Origin of the sequence: Bradyrhizobium elkanii WSM2783 (genome assembly GCF_000472865.1) — a bacterium.
Classification (GTDB): domain Bacteria; phylum Pseudomonadota; class Alphaproteobacteria; order Rhizobiales; family Xanthobacteraceae; genus Bradyrhizobium; species Bradyrhizobium elkanii_A.
Genome location: NZ_AXAP01000062.1, coordinates 13,170 through 28,985 on the forward strand (window position 1 = coordinate 13,170; position 15,816 = coordinate 28,985).

At 59.4% G+C, this 15,816-nt stretch carries 17 protein-coding genes; 9 read left to right on the forward strand and 8 right to left on the reverse strand.

The features are described from left to right. The first annotated feature begins 81 nt into the window (after positions 1-81). The 7 genes from YY7_RS0135630 (at position 82) to YY7_RS0135660 (ending at position 6,172) form a co-directional block, all read left to right on the forward strand. Entirely contained in the window at positions 82-597 is a 516-nt protein-coding gene (locus tag YY7_RS0135630; RefSeq protein WP_245287523.1) for a DUF4186 family protein, read from the forward strand. Next, complete coding sequence (locus tag YY7_RS0135635; protein ID WP_028167368.1) at positions 594-1,625, forward strand: radical SAM protein; 1,032 nt, start codon at positions 594-596, stop codon at positions 1,623-1,625. The genes YY7_RS0135630 and YY7_RS0135635 overlap by 4 nt, the downstream gene beginning before the upstream one ends. Continuing rightward, entirely contained in the window at positions 1,622-2,959 is a 1,338-nt protein-coding gene (locus YY7_RS0135640; RefSeq protein ID WP_028167369.1) for a hypothetical protein, read from the forward strand. The genes YY7_RS0135635 and YY7_RS0135640 overlap by 4 nt, the downstream gene beginning before the upstream one ends. Further along, a complete protein-coding gene (locus tag YY7_RS53850) occupies positions 2,902-3,405 on the forward strand; it encodes an ASCH domain-containing protein (RefSeq protein ID WP_155255448.1) in 504 nt (167 codons plus the stop codon). Before YY7_RS0135640 ends, YY7_RS53850 begins: the two co-directional genes overlap by 58 nt. Further along, on the forward strand, positions 3,402-4,013 hold the full coding sequence (locus YY7_RS0135650) for an AAA family ATPase (RefSeq protein WP_028167370.1): 612 nt from the start codon (positions 3,402-3,404) through the stop codon (positions 4,011-4,013). Before YY7_RS53850 ends, YY7_RS0135650 begins: the two co-directional genes overlap by 4 nt. Positions 4,014-4,143: 130 nt before the next feature. Then, on the forward strand, positions 4,144-4,689 hold the full coding sequence (locus tag YY7_RS56990; RefSeq protein ID WP_051397098.1) for a hypothetical protein: 546 nt from the start codon (positions 4,144-4,146) through the stop codon (positions 4,687-4,689). A gap of 46 nt (positions 4,690-4,735) precedes the next feature. Beyond that, a complete protein-coding gene (locus YY7_RS0135660; RefSeq protein ID WP_028167371.1) occupies positions 4,736-6,172 on the forward strand; it encodes a DUF2971 domain-containing protein in 1,437 nt (478 codons plus the stop codon). 24 nt (positions 6,173-6,196) lie between these two features. On the opposite strand, the gene YY7_RS0135665 is transcribed toward YY7_RS0135660, so the two are convergent. The 3 genes from YY7_RS0135665 to YY7_RS0135675 all read right to left on the reverse strand — a co-directional run bounded on the left by YY7_RS0135665 (position 6,197) and on the right by YY7_RS0135675 (position 11,111). Beyond that, positions 6,197-8,206, reverse strand: coding sequence for a hypothetical protein (locus YY7_RS0135665; RefSeq protein WP_028167372.1), 2,010 nt, complete (start codon positions 8,204-8,206; stop codon positions 6,197-6,199). 146 nt (positions 8,207-8,352) lie between these two features. Continuing rightward, the gene (locus YY7_RS0135670) at positions 8,353-10,005 is read right to left on the reverse strand and encodes a hypothetical protein (RefSeq protein ID WP_028167373.1); all 1,653 of its coding nucleotides are present in this window, start codon (positions 10,003-10,005) and stop codon (positions 8,353-8,355) included. An 83-nt stretch (positions 10,006-10,088) separates the two neighbouring features. Beyond that, complete coding sequence (locus tag YY7_RS0135675; RefSeq protein ID WP_028167374.1) at positions 10,089-11,111, reverse strand: hypothetical protein; 1,023 nt, start codon at positions 11,109-11,111, stop codon at positions 10,089-10,091. A gap of 141 nt (positions 11,112-11,252) precedes the next feature. Here YY7_RS0135675 and YY7_RS62215 point away from each other — a divergent pair, with 141 nt between their 5' ends. Next, positions 11,253-11,450, forward strand: coding sequence for a zincin-like metallopeptidase domain-containing protein (locus tag YY7_RS62215; RefSeq protein WP_433994548.1), 198 nt, complete (start codon positions 11,253-11,255; stop codon positions 11,448-11,450). Here the strand turns inward: YY7_RS62215 and YY7_RS0135685 are convergent. From YY7_RS0135685 to YY7_RS58905, 4 genes are all read right to left on the reverse strand, one after another. Beyond that, positions 11,447-12,775, reverse strand: a complete 1,329-nt coding sequence (locus YY7_RS0135685) for a hypothetical protein (protein WP_028167375.1) — start codon at positions 12,773-12,775, stop codon at positions 11,447-11,449. The genes YY7_RS62215 and YY7_RS0135685 overlap by 4 nt on opposite strands. A 152-nt stretch (positions 12,776-12,927) precedes the next feature. Continuing rightward, positions 12,928-13,788 (reverse strand): hypothetical protein, encoded by an 861-nt coding sequence (locus tag YY7_RS0135690; protein ID WP_028167376.1) that lies wholly within the window; start codon positions 13,786-13,788, stop codon positions 12,928-12,930. Between the two features lie 58 nt (positions 13,789-13,846). After that, positions 13,847-14,440: a hypothetical protein gene (locus YY7_RS0135695; protein ID WP_155255449.1), complete on the reverse strand. Its 594-nt coding sequence runs from the start codon at positions 14,438-14,440 to the stop codon at positions 13,847-13,849. Between the two features lie 410 nt (positions 14,441-14,850). Then, complete coding sequence (locus YY7_RS58905) at positions 14,851-15,090, reverse strand: helix-turn-helix domain-containing protein (protein WP_080663996.1); 240 nt, start codon at positions 15,088-15,090, stop codon at positions 14,851-14,853. A gap of 107 nt (positions 15,091-15,197) precedes the next feature. On the opposite strand from YY7_RS58905, the gene YY7_RS0135700 reads away from it, so the two are divergent. Continuing rightward, positions 15,198-15,572 carry a hypothetical protein gene (locus tag YY7_RS0135700; protein ID WP_155255450.1) on the forward strand — a complete coding sequence of 125 codons (375 nt, stop codon included), beginning with the start codon at positions 15,198-15,200 and terminating at the stop codon, positions 15,570-15,572. A 7-nt stretch (positions 15,573-15,579) separates the two neighbouring features. Here YY7_RS0135700 and YY7_RS0135705 read toward each other — a convergent pair whose 3' ends face one another. Then, a complete protein-coding gene (locus YY7_RS0135705) occupies positions 15,580-15,813 on the reverse strand; it encodes a DUF2274 domain-containing protein (RefSeq protein ID WP_028167379.1) in 234 nt (77 codons plus the stop codon). Positions 15,814-15,816 lie beyond the last annotated feature (3 nt).

A 15,816-nucleotide genomic window follows, 5' to 3' on the forward strand; every position in this document is an offset into this window, starting at 1 on the left:
CAGAAACCGGCGCCGCTCGACATCACGTGCACGTCGACCGATTGCGATAATGACCTGCACTGCTTCAAGCAACTAAAGAAGATGCCGCCGGACCAGCGCGGCAAATGCCGAGCGTGCGGGGCAGATCTAGTCGATTGGAAGCGCCTGCACCGCCGCGACAAAGGCGACGCAGCGCACACCTTCGAAGCGCTTCAGCATGAGCTGATACGTCATCACTTTTTCCACCGTCCCGTTGACGAACAAGCAATGCGCCATGCCCAGCGAAAGGGACGCATCGCGCTGAAGGGCGCCGCTCGCGACCGCCTCGGAAAATATCTGGCGGTCGCCGAGCCACCTCGCGACGGTCGCCAGACCCCCCTCGAAGGCAATGCGATCTATTACGCGCAGCACGCGACCGCGACATGCTGCCGGACATGCCTTCAGTATTGGCATAACATTCCGAAAGGCCGACCACTGACGACCGCGGAATTCGATTATTGCGCCACCCTTGTTGACCTCTTCCTCGATGAGAAACTGCCCGATCTAGCGGATGAGCCGACGAAGGTGCCTCCCCGCCCCCGCGGCTTGCCGCCCGAACCGGAGGGACCACATCCGTGACAAGCGCGGTCAAGCCAATCGATACCAGGCGATTCGCCGCGCGACTACGCGAACGGGCGATCGACGTCGAAGGCGGCCGCGTCTTGATCTCTCGCCTCGCCGGCTCGGGCCAGGAGGCTGACCTCACGCTTCCGGCCAACTGCAACGGCTACGGCCGGGTTCGCCATTTCCGGTTGGCGACGGCCAAGGGCTGGCCAGCAAATCCGCTCCCGCTTGCGCCGGCCTGCCGCGCGCTAGGTATCGCGCCGGTTCCGGACATGATGACCGCGCTAGTGTTTCAGAACGCTGCCTGTGCATGGCGCTGCTGGTACTGTTTCGTTCCGGAGGAGTTACTGAAGGCCGATCTCAATCGCTCAGCGTGGTTCACGGCAGCGGAACTGGTCGACCTATATCGTCAAATCCCGGACGGCCCTCGGATCATCGACCTCTCGGGAGGGTCGCCGGACCTGGTGCCCGAATGGACGCCTTGGATGATGCGAGCGCTCGCCGATGCTGGCCTTGCTAAAACGACCTATCTCTGGACCGACGACAACCTTAGCACCACCTATCTGTTCGACGCTCTGCCGCCTGACGACCTCGCGCTGCTGCGTCGCTACCGCAACTATGGTCGCGTTTGCTGCATCAAGGGCTTCGACGGGCGCTCATTCGCTTTCAACACAGGCGCCGCGCCTCGGGATTACGACCACCAATTCGAGGTGCTTCAGCGGGTGCTTGAACTGGGGCTAGACGTCTACGGATATGTGACGTTGACGTCCCCGCACGATGATGGCGTCGCTCACGGCGTCGCCGACTTGATCGACCGCCTGCAGACAATTGATCCACACTATCCGCTCCGCGTAGTTCCCTTGCGGATCCAGGTGTTCACGCCGGTCGAACAGCGTCTTGCCCGTGATGATGCTCGTGAGAGAAGCCTCGTCGTCCAGGAGGAAGCTATAGCAGCCTGGACCAGCGAGCTTGAGCGCCGCTTTCCTCCAGACCTGCGTGCGTTGCCAATCTGTGACGTGCCGCTTCTTACGAGGCCGGCATGATCGCTTCACGCCGCTCCTTGTCGCAGGCTGCATTTGCTGCACGGATCGATATCGCTACCAAGTCAGCGATCACGGATGGCGCGACCAGCTTTGCAGCGCTCTTGCGGGGACTACCTAGCGTTTATCCAACCGAGGCCTTGGCGTCGGTCGATCGGCTAGTAGACGACAAGGCAATTGACCCTGCCGTTGCGGCCTCAATCCGCCGAGAGGCATCCGTCACCGCTGCAGCTGCGGTGGCCGAGGGTCGATCTCTGTTACCGCTTCCGCACCCGTTGGACTACGAATGGCGGTTCACGCCTGACGCTGCACGTTCGCTGCTCAATCGCGCCGCCGACTTGACGCCCGCTAAAGGAGACCTGCTCCTGTTCGGAACGCCGGGCCTTGCCGTCGAGGCGCTGACCTTACCTATCGGCCGGCGCCTAGCCTTCCTCGCCGAGGGCAATGACATCACTGATCGTGTCCTCGCCCTCAATCGTGCCACTGGATCTCCGCTGGCCATCGCGTTCTGCAGCGGCGGTCTACCCCGTGAGAGCGCCGACGCGGTCCTTCTCGATCCACCCTGGTATCTTGATTTCGTACGTCCCATGCTTTCGGCCGCTGCGCACGCGTGCCGCCCCGGAGGCGTCGTGCTGATCAGCCTAGCGCCCAACGGCGCGCGGCCGAGTGCGGAGGCCGATAGGCATACCACCATTGGCTTCGCCCGACGGCTCGGACTCGCCGTGATAGACCATTCACCGCTGGCTATCGGGTATGAAACACCCTTCTTCGAGCGCAACGCTCTGGCAGCCGCCGGCATCTATCCGCCGCCGCAGTGGCGTCGCGGCGACCTTGTGGTGTTCAGAAAGACGTGCGCACCCACAAGGCCGCCGCCTGCGTCTTCGGTCCGCCGTCGTGAATGGAACGAAGTTGGCATCGGCCGCATGCGACTGTTCATAAGAAGAGCTGACGAGGCGAACTCTGACGAGGCAAGCCTGACATCGTTGGTCGACGGCGATATCTTGCCAACCGTAAGCCGCCGCGATCCCCGCCGTCGACTGGCCAACGTCTGGACTTCCGGAAATCGCATCTTTCACACAGGCAATCCACAGCTTGTGCTTGAGGCGGCGATTTCGTGCGCTGGCGAAGCGATAGGATCTGGTGTTCAACCTCGGCTCTGGAGCACAATTCGCGAGCGTAAGACGCTGGAGCGAGTCGCGGCCGAGCTGCGGGCCCTCGCAGCGATCGAGGCGCAAGAAGAGGGCAAAGTGCCGACAGTTGCGACGGAACGGAGTGTGGCTTGGAGGTGGAGCTCAACGAACTACTCAAGCAGGTCGACGGCCACGATTTCTGGCTGACCTATCTCTCAGACGCAGCCCGGCCGACGAGCTGGATCGGCATCCATCTTGCAATCTTTGCCGAGCCGTTCCTTTCAATGGTCCTCTCCGGCGAGAAGACAATCGAGTCCCGCTTCAGTCGCAATCGGTGCGCGCCTTACGGCGAGATCTACGACGGCGACATTATTCTCCTTAAGGAGGTGGCTGGGCCGATCTGCGGCCTAGCGCTCGCGCGTCGTATCTGGTCCTATGACCTCGGCCACGAACCGCTTGACCACATCCGAAATCGCTTTGGCGCGGGCGTCCGGGCCGATGATGAATTTTGGTCCTCTCGTGCCGACGCTCTTTATGCAACCTTGATTGAACTCGATGCACCCACTTCAATCGCGCCGGTAAGCTGTGATAAACGTGACCGGCGGGGCTGGGTGTCCCTGCGATCGCGTCAGATGACATTTAGTTTTGCATGAGTTTGTTGCTCTGTTTTTCAGGCCAAATTGGCAGCGGCAAGTCCTCTGTCAGCACAGCGGTTGCCGCAGCACTGGGCTGCGGACGGACTAGCTTTGGCGATTACCTGCGGAGCGAGATCGCTCGTCTGGGCGGTGATCCAAACGACCGCAAAGCATTGCAGGACTTTGGTCAGAAGCGGGTCGAGGACGATTCAGCGGCATTCTGCCGCGACGTACTTGCTGCCGGCGGTTTTCAAGCTGGCGACAACTTTGTGATCGACGGCATCCGGCATGTCGAGATATTTGAGCTACTTGCAGCGGTGGCCAAGCCATCCGAAGCCCGCCTATTGTATCTCGGCGCCCCCGAGACTACGCGCAACGACCGAGTTCAATCCAGGGACGATGCCCAAGATTTCGTGCGAGAATCCACCCATCAGGTCGAGACCGAATTGCAAGACGCGCTCCCAAAACGTGCTGACGCCGTTATTGACGCGAGCCAACCATTCGATCGGGTCGTGGCTGACTGCGTCGAATTGGTCCGCAGCTGGCAGCAGCGCTTTGTGATACGCAATCGTCGCTCGAACTCGACATCCAAGACTAGGGCCCGCGAACGCGACGACGGCACATAAGCAAGCCGCTGCCCGCAGATTTGAACGCTTGGACTACGCTTTGCACCGAAGTCGGTTGAGCGGCTTGGCGGGAAAAAGAGAGGCAAGAAGATGGATAAGACGCTTGAGAAGAAAGTCGACGGCAAGGCTGATGTCTATCTTCACAATCATCTTGCCAATTCGGCTTACTGGTTCAAACGACAGATCGAAAAAGAAAATCGAGGACGGTCAGCGAGACGGTATCGCCTTTGACTACCTCGCTTGCGCCGTGTCGATCGCCTTCACAAACGAGGCGCACATCAACTTTTTCGGCATGAAGTGCGTGAAGGGGTTCGTCGAGCGCGAGCCGATTGAGAGCAAAGTTGCCACGGTCTTTACCACGTTCAAGCTCCCGGTTATCTGGGAGACGCGGCCGTTAAGCTCTTTCCGGGCAATGAAGAACCTGCGGGACGCCCTCGCCCACGGAAAGCCGGCAGAGATTTGCTACAACAAGGTCGTGTGCGCTACGCCCGACCAGGAAGAGATCATCAATAACCTCAGAGCAAACTGGCAAAAGGCGCTCACCCACCAGCCGATTATGGACGCCTACAAGGACATGGACGACGTCTTCAAGCTCTTGCTGAAGAAGTCAGGATTGAGCCTGTTCGACACCATTGAGCAGACCAATTATACCATCAGCCTCATCGAGAAAAAGTAGGCTAACCACCTCTCGTGCTCATTCACTCGGCGCAGGGACGCGATTTGTGATCGAACATTTGTATCGTTTTCGACCGCTGTATTGGCTGCTCGAAAAGGGAGAACTCGAGAACCAGGAAATCTACTTTGCGAAGCCCGAACAGCTAAACGACCCGATGGAGGGTTTTCGGGACATCTTCTGGAAAGGTGATGCGATCGTCTGGAGGAGCTTTTTTCGGCATTATATTCTTTGCCTCGACAACGCTTTCGGTCAGCTTTTGCTCTGTGGCGAACAGCACCCCCTTGGATGGGAGCATATTCCCGTCTTCAATCACGGGAACATCAACGATGGAGCGCCGCACAAGACGCTGGAAGAGGAAGTCGTTGAAGCGTTTTTCGTGGAGCCTTGCGTTGCAGCCCTAATCGACGCGCTCGCCGCACGCGTCCATCCGATTCGCCGCGACGAGCTTGCCGCACACCTCCGCAGCGTTCACATGCTCGCTCTTCATCTGATACGGGAGGCCTATAGCCGCAAGGGCCTTCAGCCCGAGAGCCCGGACTCCGCCGCACTTGCCACGAAGTTCAGGCAAGCGATCTCCCTCACGACGCAATCCATCGTCAAGTTCCAGGAGGTAGAGAAACAGCACCCGTTTACGGAGCATCAAGTCGATGCGTTCTACATCGCACGCCGGCAGCTGGTCTCCCAACTCGACTTCATCCACTACTACAACGGGACCATCGACTTTGAGCAATCCAATCGAAACTTTGTCTTTCTGACCTTCCCCGATGAATTCGCACAGCGGGTCGAAACGCTCGTCTATCCGGAATGGTATACGGCCTGCTTCATGCGCGATTGCCGGAACTCGTCCGTTTGGGGCAACTATGCCATCAATCACACCGCCGTCTGTTTGAAGTTTCGCGTCTCAGAGCTTGGTGGCAAACCCGTTCTGCCCCTGCGGCAGCCTTACGCCATCAATGCTGAAGGCATCTTGTATGATTTCCGACCGCTGGAGTTTCGGGAGATCACCTACGAAAGCCAGCATCTTCCCGTCGATTTCTTCCGCTCGCTCGGCCGCTTTCCCATTCCCGTCCTTAGGCGGCACTGGTACTCCGACGGTGCGGGAAACCGAAGTCCCTGCGGCGACGATATCTTCCGTGCAGACGAGGCATGGCTCGCGCGTTATTGGGATTCCTTCTATCACGCGATCACACGCAAACTGAAGGATTGGCAATACGAGGAGGAGTACCGGCTCGTCATCGATAACCAGCATTGGGACTTTCGTGAAGTGCCGGCACGCAAGCTGGCCTATCGGTTCGAAGACCTCGACGCGATAATCTTCGGGATGAAAACTCCGATGAAGGAAAAGCTCGAAATCTGCAAGATTATCGAGAAGAAGTGCCGCAAGGTGGGGCGAAAGGACTTCAAGTTTTATCAGGCTTATTACGCACGGTCGACCGGCACCATTGAGCATGCCGAATTGACCTCATTGAAATTCACGGAGTGATACACCGGTTTCCTGCGGTAGCCATCATTCAAAACGTCCACTCCCGCGGTCTTCCCTCAATTCGGAGCGGCGCCATTTCTCAACATCTTCGGCCAGCGCGACCCGCGTCTCGCGGAAAACTGCCAACAGCGCGGGATCGGAACCGATTTCTAACTTGTCCAACAGATGAAGCCGCGCCTCGAACGCCGACGCAATGGAACCCTCGATACTCATCGGCCAGAGATGATGCGCAATCCCACGAAAGACCGAGACCGGTTCCGGTGCTTTCTCCAGCAGCGCCTTGACCAGCGACCGCCACTCCTTGGGGGTCTTGTCGGCACCGCTCTCAAATAAAGGAGCTATCGCAGCCGCGAACGGATAGCGGGTAACGGAATCGACCTCACACCACGCCAGCAGCGTATCGTCCGCAATGGAATTGAGCGGATTCTGCCGCTGCTGCGTAATCTCATCTATGATCTTGATGCTCGCCTTTCGATCATCATCGTCGCCCTCCGTCAACACATCGAGCATGGCCTCCGGCTGAACCACGAAAAGAGCCTGTACAAGTTCATCATGCTCCCACGAATAGAGTTCGGAGGCGTGAAGGGCTGCCTTCAGATCGCGCCAAATCTTCTGCGCAACAGGAGCCCCTTCCATTCCGACCAGACATCTTCGCGCAATGTCTCCCAGCATGTGATCGTCGTTCTCTGCCTGGTGCGATCGGGGCACGAATTTATGTTGCGCGAGCAAGGTGCGCCCCGCCTCGGCCATCTCCGGTAAGAGCGGCTCACCCGCGTGGGTGTTCGAATGTAGGCGCATGTAAAGAATATCGAGCGCGACGGGGCTACCCCCGGGCTTCACACGAATCGCGGAGATTAAGTCGCGGAACTGCGGCCCTGGAATAAGGGCGCAAACATCGCCACCGGACAGACTACCAAAGCGATCGATCGGTGCACGGCCAAGGTCCAGCGCTTTCCGCAGGCGCGCAACACCGGCTTCGTTGATCGGAAAACTCGTCTGAAGCTCCGGCAACCATTCGGCAAGCACTTCGCCTTCCAGCGCCGCATCAAGCAACGCTTCAACCAAGTCCGCGTTCCGCTCGCGCAGGCCTCTGAGAAACCCGTGCAGCACATGGATGTTCGGGCGATCGGTGGAGCTCACCTGAGCAACGAGGGCTTGCCATGTGGCCCGTGCATCTTCCGCTCCCAGCGCTAGCCCGCGTCCGAATTCGCTTAGCCTTCCTCCACCCCCAATCAGCTCAGGCAACAGGGTCGCAAATGCGCTGGCATCGACAACGACATCCCGACCGAGTTTCTCGACGGATGCTTGAGCCCGGGCCAGGGCCTTCGCAGCATCCTCCTCAAGCTCCTCGGTATCTCCGGAGCCCGTATCGGTATAGTCAAGGCTACGCCCGTCGCGAGTTCTTAGGACGATCCCGCGCACGCGGTTGACCAGATCCTTAGGGCGCAGGAACTCTTCCAGCGCCTCAAGCCGTCGCAATGATTCCGGCTCTAACCGCTCGCCATCATATTGCCGCGCCTGACGTACGGCGATCCAGCTATCCGGCCAGAAGCCGCCAGCGGCGAGTGCCTGCGCAAGCCGCTCCAGCACGTCCAGCCGCCCACCATCCCGCCACAAGCCACGAAATTGCCGGGCAAACACCCGGCGCACGCGCTCGCTCACTGGCAAATTGCCGAGCGCAAACCGCTCGGTGATCTTCAGGACCTCTTCAAACCAATCGCCAACTTCCCGGCCATTCTTGGGTTGATAGCCGTAGTCGCGCGAGCGGGTACCGAACTCAAAACCCGAAAACGGCCTGAAATTGTCCGTTTCCAGCATGGCTTCCAACGCCTGAATCCCAAGATGCTGATCGAGGGCATCATCGGACGTGAGGAACCCATCCAGCACGTTCAGCCGCATAGCCAGAGGAGCGCGGGTCCCTGAAAACACGATGTAGAAGAGGGAAGCGAACGCCCTTTGCGCCTCTCCATCGATACGTCGGGCCTGCCGCACCTCGCCAAACTTGCGTAGCAGCGCGATCGAATAGGTTCGCATCGTAAGCCAGCGATCGTATGAGCCGGATGTATCGCCCTCCGCGCAGCAGCGTGTCCTCACCTGCGCGTGCGAAAACGTTCTCAAGCGCAGAAAGCGTCGCCTCGGGCAGAACGGGCGCAACATTCTCAAATATCGCTTGCCCGGTATCATTGAGTGGCAGCACATCGGAGAGCATCCCCCCCGGGCGCCAGCCACTCCCCGACGATCGCTTGTGCCTCCTTGCTACCGGCAAGGTAGCCGAGGCGGCGAGAGAACGAACTCAGTAGCCGTGATGATGGCCCGTTCACGACGGCGGTTTCGATCACGGCATAGGGGATATTCTGCAGCGCCCGTGCGGCCAGGCGGTTGGCAATGGCGTGGGGAAGAACCGCGCGCCATTCGCGGCGTTGCTGCAAGAGATCGCGCCGCTTTAACTCGGCCGCCGCCGTATACACTTCCTGCGCCGATCTTCCGATCAACCCGCCAAGCACCGGCAACTCGGCATTCTCCCCCGTCAACGCCTCCCCTTGGAAGGAATAGACTAGGGAGCAAACTTCGGCGATTTGCAACAGGCCGGCATCTTGCCCCTGGCGCTGCTGGAAGAGGCGCGTGAACAATTCGGTATTGGAGAGATTGGCGACCGTCTCGCTCTTCTTGACGGTGCCAGCTAACGCAAGCGCGATCCGCGCGTTGCCGCCTGAGAACTCGGCAATCGTCCGCGCATCGACCTGCGAGACCTCAGAAAATCGCGCCCTAACCAGCTTCTCGATCAGCGGGAGCGAAGACGTTTCCAGCGAAAAGACATCCGTGCCTTCCGGCGCCTCGTCCTGGATATCGTACTCGATGGAAATTACACTGATGGCGGCGCCCGACGTTTGCGCGATCTGGGCCACTTGCTTGTGTATCTCCGGTGGGCAGTTGTCTATAACGAGGATCGCGCGCGTCTCGCTTGCAACGAGATCAGATGCCATTCCCTTTGGCGGCGGATCAAGCTCATCCGCCGCATCGGCGTAAACGGCGAGTGAGGGATCGAGCGCGTTGGCCCCGATCGCAGGATCGAATAGAGCTTCGACGAGACGGGTCTTGCCGACACCCGAGAGGCCCACCAGCCGCACAACTTGGCCAGGTTTGCGAAGCTTCTCGCGGATGCGATCGATCCCCTCGACCGCCGACAGGCCCTCGCCATCATCCTTGCGCCCCGTCTTGATGCGGGCCGCCTCGTCCAGAAGATAAGTCTTGTCCGCGCCAGCGGGCATGTGCGACCAGGAGCCAAACGCCTGCCAGCCCGGAACGGATTTTCCGATCCGGGAGCGGACCCACAAGATCGTCCCCGCGTGTTCGCGGACCCAGGTCGCGATGCGGCTTCGGTCATAGAAATCGAGATGGAGATTGCCTGCATTAGCCACGCCGCTCACGGCTTCCGCCATGGCCGCGCGCCGTTTGGTCAGAGCCGAGTCCGCAGTCGATCCGGTCGAGCTGACGATGATGTAGGCGCCGGAGGCCGCTGCCAGCGCTTCGATCACCGGTCGCACGCTCCCCTTTGGTTTCATCTCCTTCGGGATTTCCGCGGGCGGCATATCCGGCTTCTTCACCTGAAATCCGGTCGCCGCACATGGGATAAAGCCCTCGATCACCGTCCCGGCCGGAAGGGATACACGCACATCGAGCCCGCCATCCTTCGCGTTTTGGTCACCCCCATAGGTCACGGCTGACAGAGGCAGGTTTGCACGCCGCAGCACGGCCTCGCAAAGAAGGCCGATCAGGGTCCGCAAATCCTCATCATTCAGGGCCGCGATATCGTCGCGTGTGATTTCAAACATGGGTTGAGGTTAAGAAAAGCACCACCGGGCGTCAAACAGCATGCGGAATGTCAAGGAGAGGTCTCCACAACGCTTTGCAAGGGCTATTTTCCGAGGTGGCCGTCATGAATGTATTTGGGATCGAACTCGGCCAGCGCCGCAAGCGGGTCGATAGGCGCCCCCCAAATCCCGCGCCGCTGCTCGGGTGGCAGCGCCCAGAATTTCTCGAGGCCCGCCCGGTTGGCAAAATGCGGCCAAAGGCGATCGTCAGCGATAATCCGTCTAAGCGCCTCCCGCGCCACATACTCGATCACTGCCTCCTTCTTGAGAATTCCGAGCCGTTTCTCGCGGTCGAAAGGCTCAAGGAGCCGGTCCTCATGCAAATGTTCGACGGTACTGCGGTCGCTATAGATTTCGCCCATCATGTCGTCGTGATCGGACCCGATGAAGAGTCTGGATCGGCTCTTGAAATCGGCTCTGCCCTGGCCCGGGCGTGAGAGAACAAGCCCATCGATGCAACGCGCATATTGGTGAAGACGATCCAACAAATCGCGCTCCGTGCGGGTCTGAACATAGAGGCACAGAACGCGAAACAGCCGCCAGTGAGTGTCTCCCTTGGCCATCGTGTTGAGCTTGGCCAATTGCACGGCAAGACCGGCAGCCGACCGCAGATCGGCCTGCGATACCTCCGGATAAGGCCGAAAATCATTCGGCACTGAGGCTTCTAGGTCCCGCGTTTGCCTAACACCAATCTCGCTCTCTTGGCGGGAGCCGGTTATAATCACAGGATTGTCCGCTGTCGCGAAAGGACTGCACAGCAAAAGCCCGCGATAGAATTGCCAGAGCCGCTGTTGAAGCATCTGGTCTTCGCCATCGAGCACGCCCGGTTGCCGCGAACGGAGCTTGCTCAGGATGAAAACGTCGCAGTCCTCAACTTCCTCCGCCCGGATCGATCCCAGCCACTCGCGCCAGTGAGCGGGCATCTTGAAGGCCGCGCGCGTTAGCACTGTCAATTCCGGTGAGATTGCCTCATCCGTAAATCCCGCCTCGTCGCTTTTGAGGCTCAGGCCAAGCAATGCGTATTTATCGCCTTCAGCGAGCCAATTCAGGGAATCACGATCACTCATGCGCCATTACCTGTCCTGTCGGTCGCCCAGAAGCGATAACTCACCAGCACCGTAAAGTAGATCAACAACGCCGCAAGAACAGCAACACTCCCCTCGGCGCTGATCCTAAGGCCCAGAAGCTAACCTGAAGCTTGGATTCACGTGGAGAAACTGTGCCGACTTGGCGCGGCATTCCTTTGTGTCGGGCTTGGGCTGATGCCGGAGCTGCGGTCCGACCATGCTTCCTATATCGATCATCGGCTGGCCGTTCTGAAGCGCGATAATCGTGCGACCTTTACGGCAGCGGCGCATGGTCAGCGGGCGGCGGATTATCTCCTTGGCTTACAGCGGGCTCCTTAGCTCGCTGTATCGGAGCCCTCGGGCATGTTCCAGCCGATCAAGGCATTAGCCTCATCGTTGACGCCTCCGCAAATCGCTGCGAGCGCTTCGGTTGTGTCATCTGTCTGCCAGTCTCCCTGCGGGGCATGTTTATGTTGAAGCCCCCAAGCATAATCGCCCTCCTTTCTCTCTAGTGCAATCAGCCCAACACCGGCGAAAGGGCGTCCGACATCGACGAGCACACCGTGCGTAGCGAGATGTCCTTCGAGGTTCGGAGCGCCCTCAAAGTCGGGCCGGCGAAAGATCGGCGTTCCCGGCCTTCCGTACGCTGCATGCCACAAAACCCCGCTGCCGCAGGCTTCGGGCATATCCTTATCGGCGTAGTATGGCATAAGGTCTTGCCTGCCGGCGACGAGCCCCAGCCGATCCACCACCGCAAGACCGAAGGTCGGCCCCTTTGCGAATTGACCACCGGATTTAAAGGCCTTGACCATCTTCTCACGCAAGATGTCGATGACGCGGATCAGGGAACGCGGATCGTAAGTCGAGGTCTCCCCAGCCTTCTTGTAGGGAGCGATTTCGCCCTCGCTCGTCGCAATCGATTTCCCCGAGGCAAGCTGCTCGTGAAGGTCCACCGCCTGATCGATCGCATCGACCGACATGGCATCCTGTCGCAGGTCGCCATCGACGACATCCAGCGACTTCACTTCCACAAAGAACTGCTTTCCACTTTCAAGCTCGCAGTGGAAATCCGGCGTCTGCACACCTTTGATTTCGTCGATCCGCGCAGTTTTGATTTTCGAGCGGAGAAATTCGAATACCAGCGCTTCGCTGTAGAGTTCGAACACCTGCGCATAAGCGCGGGTGTTAGGCGCGTTCACCGCGTCCCCGATCCGGTCGCAGATCTTGCTCACATAGGATTTGAGGGTGAGGTCACGATGGGCGGCAAGATCCAGCGCACGCAAGCGCATGGAGTCGATCTGCACCAAGCTAAAATTTCTCGTCCAGGATGATAGCGCCTGTGCGTGAGCAGCGAAGGCGATACTCGCCGGAAAGGCAATCGCTTCGGCCTCCTTATAGCGCTGCTGCAACTCGGCCTGGAGGGCTGGCGAGTCGCCAAGCCCTGCATCCTGGAATAACTCCATCATCCGCTTGTACGCCGGGACTGCGGGCGAATTGCCATCGATCGAAACGAGCGCCTCGATCCCATCCATTACATCGAGCTCAATCCAGCTCAAGAAGCGCGCACGCTGAGCCTTAATCTGCTGGACGTGGTAATTGGCGAAAGCCTTGTTGAGGTTTGACGTGAGGTCGGTTTTCTTAAGACCGAAGAGCGCATTGAGCATAGTTATGTCCTGAAACGAAATTCTATCCTGAGACGTATCTACATAAACTCTAAACTTTGGCGAAGGCATGCACACGATCCAGAATTGCCCTGCCCGAAACCAATCTATCGATATTTCTTGCTGCAATTGTGCACTGCGGGAGCGTAGCTCCCTCAGCGCGAAAGCCGTCCATCCGGCAAGATGAAATGCGCGCGCACCGCCGTGACCCGCTCGAAGCCCTCGACGCTCACTGCCTCCGAGATCACGCCCACCAGACGCCAGCCCCAGGCGCCATCGATGAAGACCGGTGCAAGCATCGGCCCGCCCGAGATGCCGCCGAGGTCATAGCCATCCGGCGGTAATCCCACTCCGCGAACATCGATCCAGTACTCGCGCTCGAGCTGACAGCAGAGCTGGTGGTCCGTGAAGCTAGTAAGGGGCGTTATGGCGCTGTGAAGGCCGAACACCATCACATGCGGTCCCACCGCATCGCGTTCGCAGCCTGGAAAGCCGCCAAAGAACACGCCTTCTTTCGGCGGATTCGGCGGCAGCGGCCATGCTCCGTCGCTGCCCTGCACGATCTTCTTGCCTGTCGCCGCGATCTCCTCGGGCGTGACCCGAAAGGTTGCGATGTCGAGCCCGAGATCCTTGCCGTGGGCGATCAGCCGCTCCTCAGGGTTGAAGCCGATATTGCCGGTCTGGCAGCTTCGGATGCGCTGCGTCCGATGGTCCTCAACGAATTGCTCGAACACGTGCCCGGCGGTGACCGCGAAAGGCCCCCGCCCACAATCGAGGAAGAACATGGATCCCTGCCGAGGCAAAAATGGTGTTTCCAGCACTTTTGACTGATAGCGCCACACGAACCAGGTGACATAGGCCGCGCCGCTGTTGTTCATCCGCCGCCCGAACTCCTGCATCTCGGGCGATTTCCTCTCTTCCTCACTGAGCTTGCTCAAGTATTCCGGCGTGAAAGGCTGTGGCGGCTCGGAAGGCGCAAGCTCCTCGGGTGCGGTGGGGATGATCAGGCGGGCCATGCCGCCATCACATAGGAACAGGGAGCAGCAACACAAGCGCGTCAGGGGTGGTCGGCCGTCACCGCCGGGAAAATCCCTTCGTCAACAGGGTCGGCACCCCAAACCCGTCATACCGAAGCCGCCCCTTCGGCTTCAACCACAACCCGCGCCACATGGTGGCGGTCATTTCCAGCCACTCCGGTTCTGCGAAAGGCGTGCCGCCTGCCTTGGGATGGAAGAGAACGCGGTGCCATTGCGGCTTCGGGGTGGTCCAGTGCTCAAGCCACACCAGGGTTTCGGGGCCGATATCGAAACGCGCCCAGACCTGGGCCGCTATCGTTTCCACTGCATTGGTGATGCTCATGCCGGGATTGCCCGGCGCTGGCGCGCAGACCACGGCAGCCCGGCCATCGGGCAACAGGATCTGCTCGATGTAGCACACGCCGTCATGGGCCGCCCGATAGGCAAAGAGCTCCATCTGGTTTTCGACCTGCCATAGCGGAAACCGCCAGGCCTCGCGTTTGCGGGACTTGGCGCTAGCATCGCTTCCGATCGCCGCCGCGACAGCCGCTGGATCGAGGCGCTCCCCGCCCAGAATCTCGCCCTTGGCCACCGCCTGATAGAGCCGCTTGCGGTACGCAAGCACTTCTCCCGAGGTAAGGCCCTTCGCCAAGCGTGTGGGCGGTCGTATTCATCGTGGTGGTCGAGACAGAGGAAAACGAGATTGACAGGCCGGTTGTCGGAGGGATCCTGATTGAGATGCGCGATCTGCCCCTTGCGTTCGTTGCGGTCGCCTCTAGGGCCGAAACAAAGGCAACAACGTCGAAGCGACTGCTTCAAGATTGCTGTCGCCGTTTTCTGCGACAGAGGACGACGCGTCTTGGTTTGCAGCCGGCGGGGAGCAGATTTGCGGTGAGACATCGGGCAAATTATCGACATCCATGCGGATAGATGCAAGCCGAATGGTCGGGGCAGCCTTTCCGCTGACGGGTCTGCAGGACCGGGCTCCAGACCCAAGCCTCCCTCGCCGCAAGCATCAGCGCACGGGCCCCTCGTGGATAGGGCGAGCGTCGCCGGCACCGACTAGGAGTTAACGGCTCCCCCCGGCCTTCGTCGTCTCCGACGAAGAAGCTCCTCCGGGTCCACTCCTAAGGCCTCAGCTATTCGCTCCAGCACCAACAGAGAGGGGTTCCTCTTCCCCGTTTCGACACCGCTCAGATACGTTTGATGGACCTGAGACCTGTCGGCGAGCTCCTCTTGGCTGAGTTTTCTTGCCCGACGCAATTCCTGAATGTTGAGGCCGACTCGATCCTGCAATCGCATGCAGGGAAAGCAAAAGAAACCAGTCCTTTAGCCCATAGACTATGAGTCATAAAATGTGCAATCATTGACCTTGGGGGAATAGAGAAAGCTATGTAGTGGAGCCGCACTTGAGGCCCTTCGTCGAATATGGCGGTGTTACCTCGAAGCTCGGGTACCGCGACGCGTCATCGGGACAGGTAATTACTTTAGTCGAGATCCCATCCGAAGCGGTCGAACGAGCGATTTTCGCCAGTGTTTCGGTAGAGATCGCTTTGTCGAGTGACGGGGAGATTGCTTCGAGCGCAACTGGCACACTGTCAGGGTGCTCTCTTGCGAAGAACACAACGTCGATCGACCGGCTGGTAGAAGCGTTCTTAAGCAGCGATAACCTGCACATGGAAGAGGTCACCGAACAGGATCTTCAAGCCCTCCTAGCGCGGCTCCAAAAGTCCGTCGACGCAGTACGACGTTCGATCGCCCTCCTCCAGCACGCAACATTGTAGAGCTTTGTCAGGATGAAGCAGCCGTCGGGCCAACCGCTGCGACCTTTCTGGACTTTCGAAAATCTGCATCGCCCTCGAGAAACGCCTCAAGCATGAACGGTATCAGCTCTGCTACTTCTTCCTTGCTGCCGTAGGTCTCTGCATAAAAAACAGCGTACTCACGAAGCCGCTGCGCCAGGGAAGGCGTGAGCACAATTGTCATCTTGACCGGCGTCCGATCGGGCAACTTCGCAAGCTTCATCCC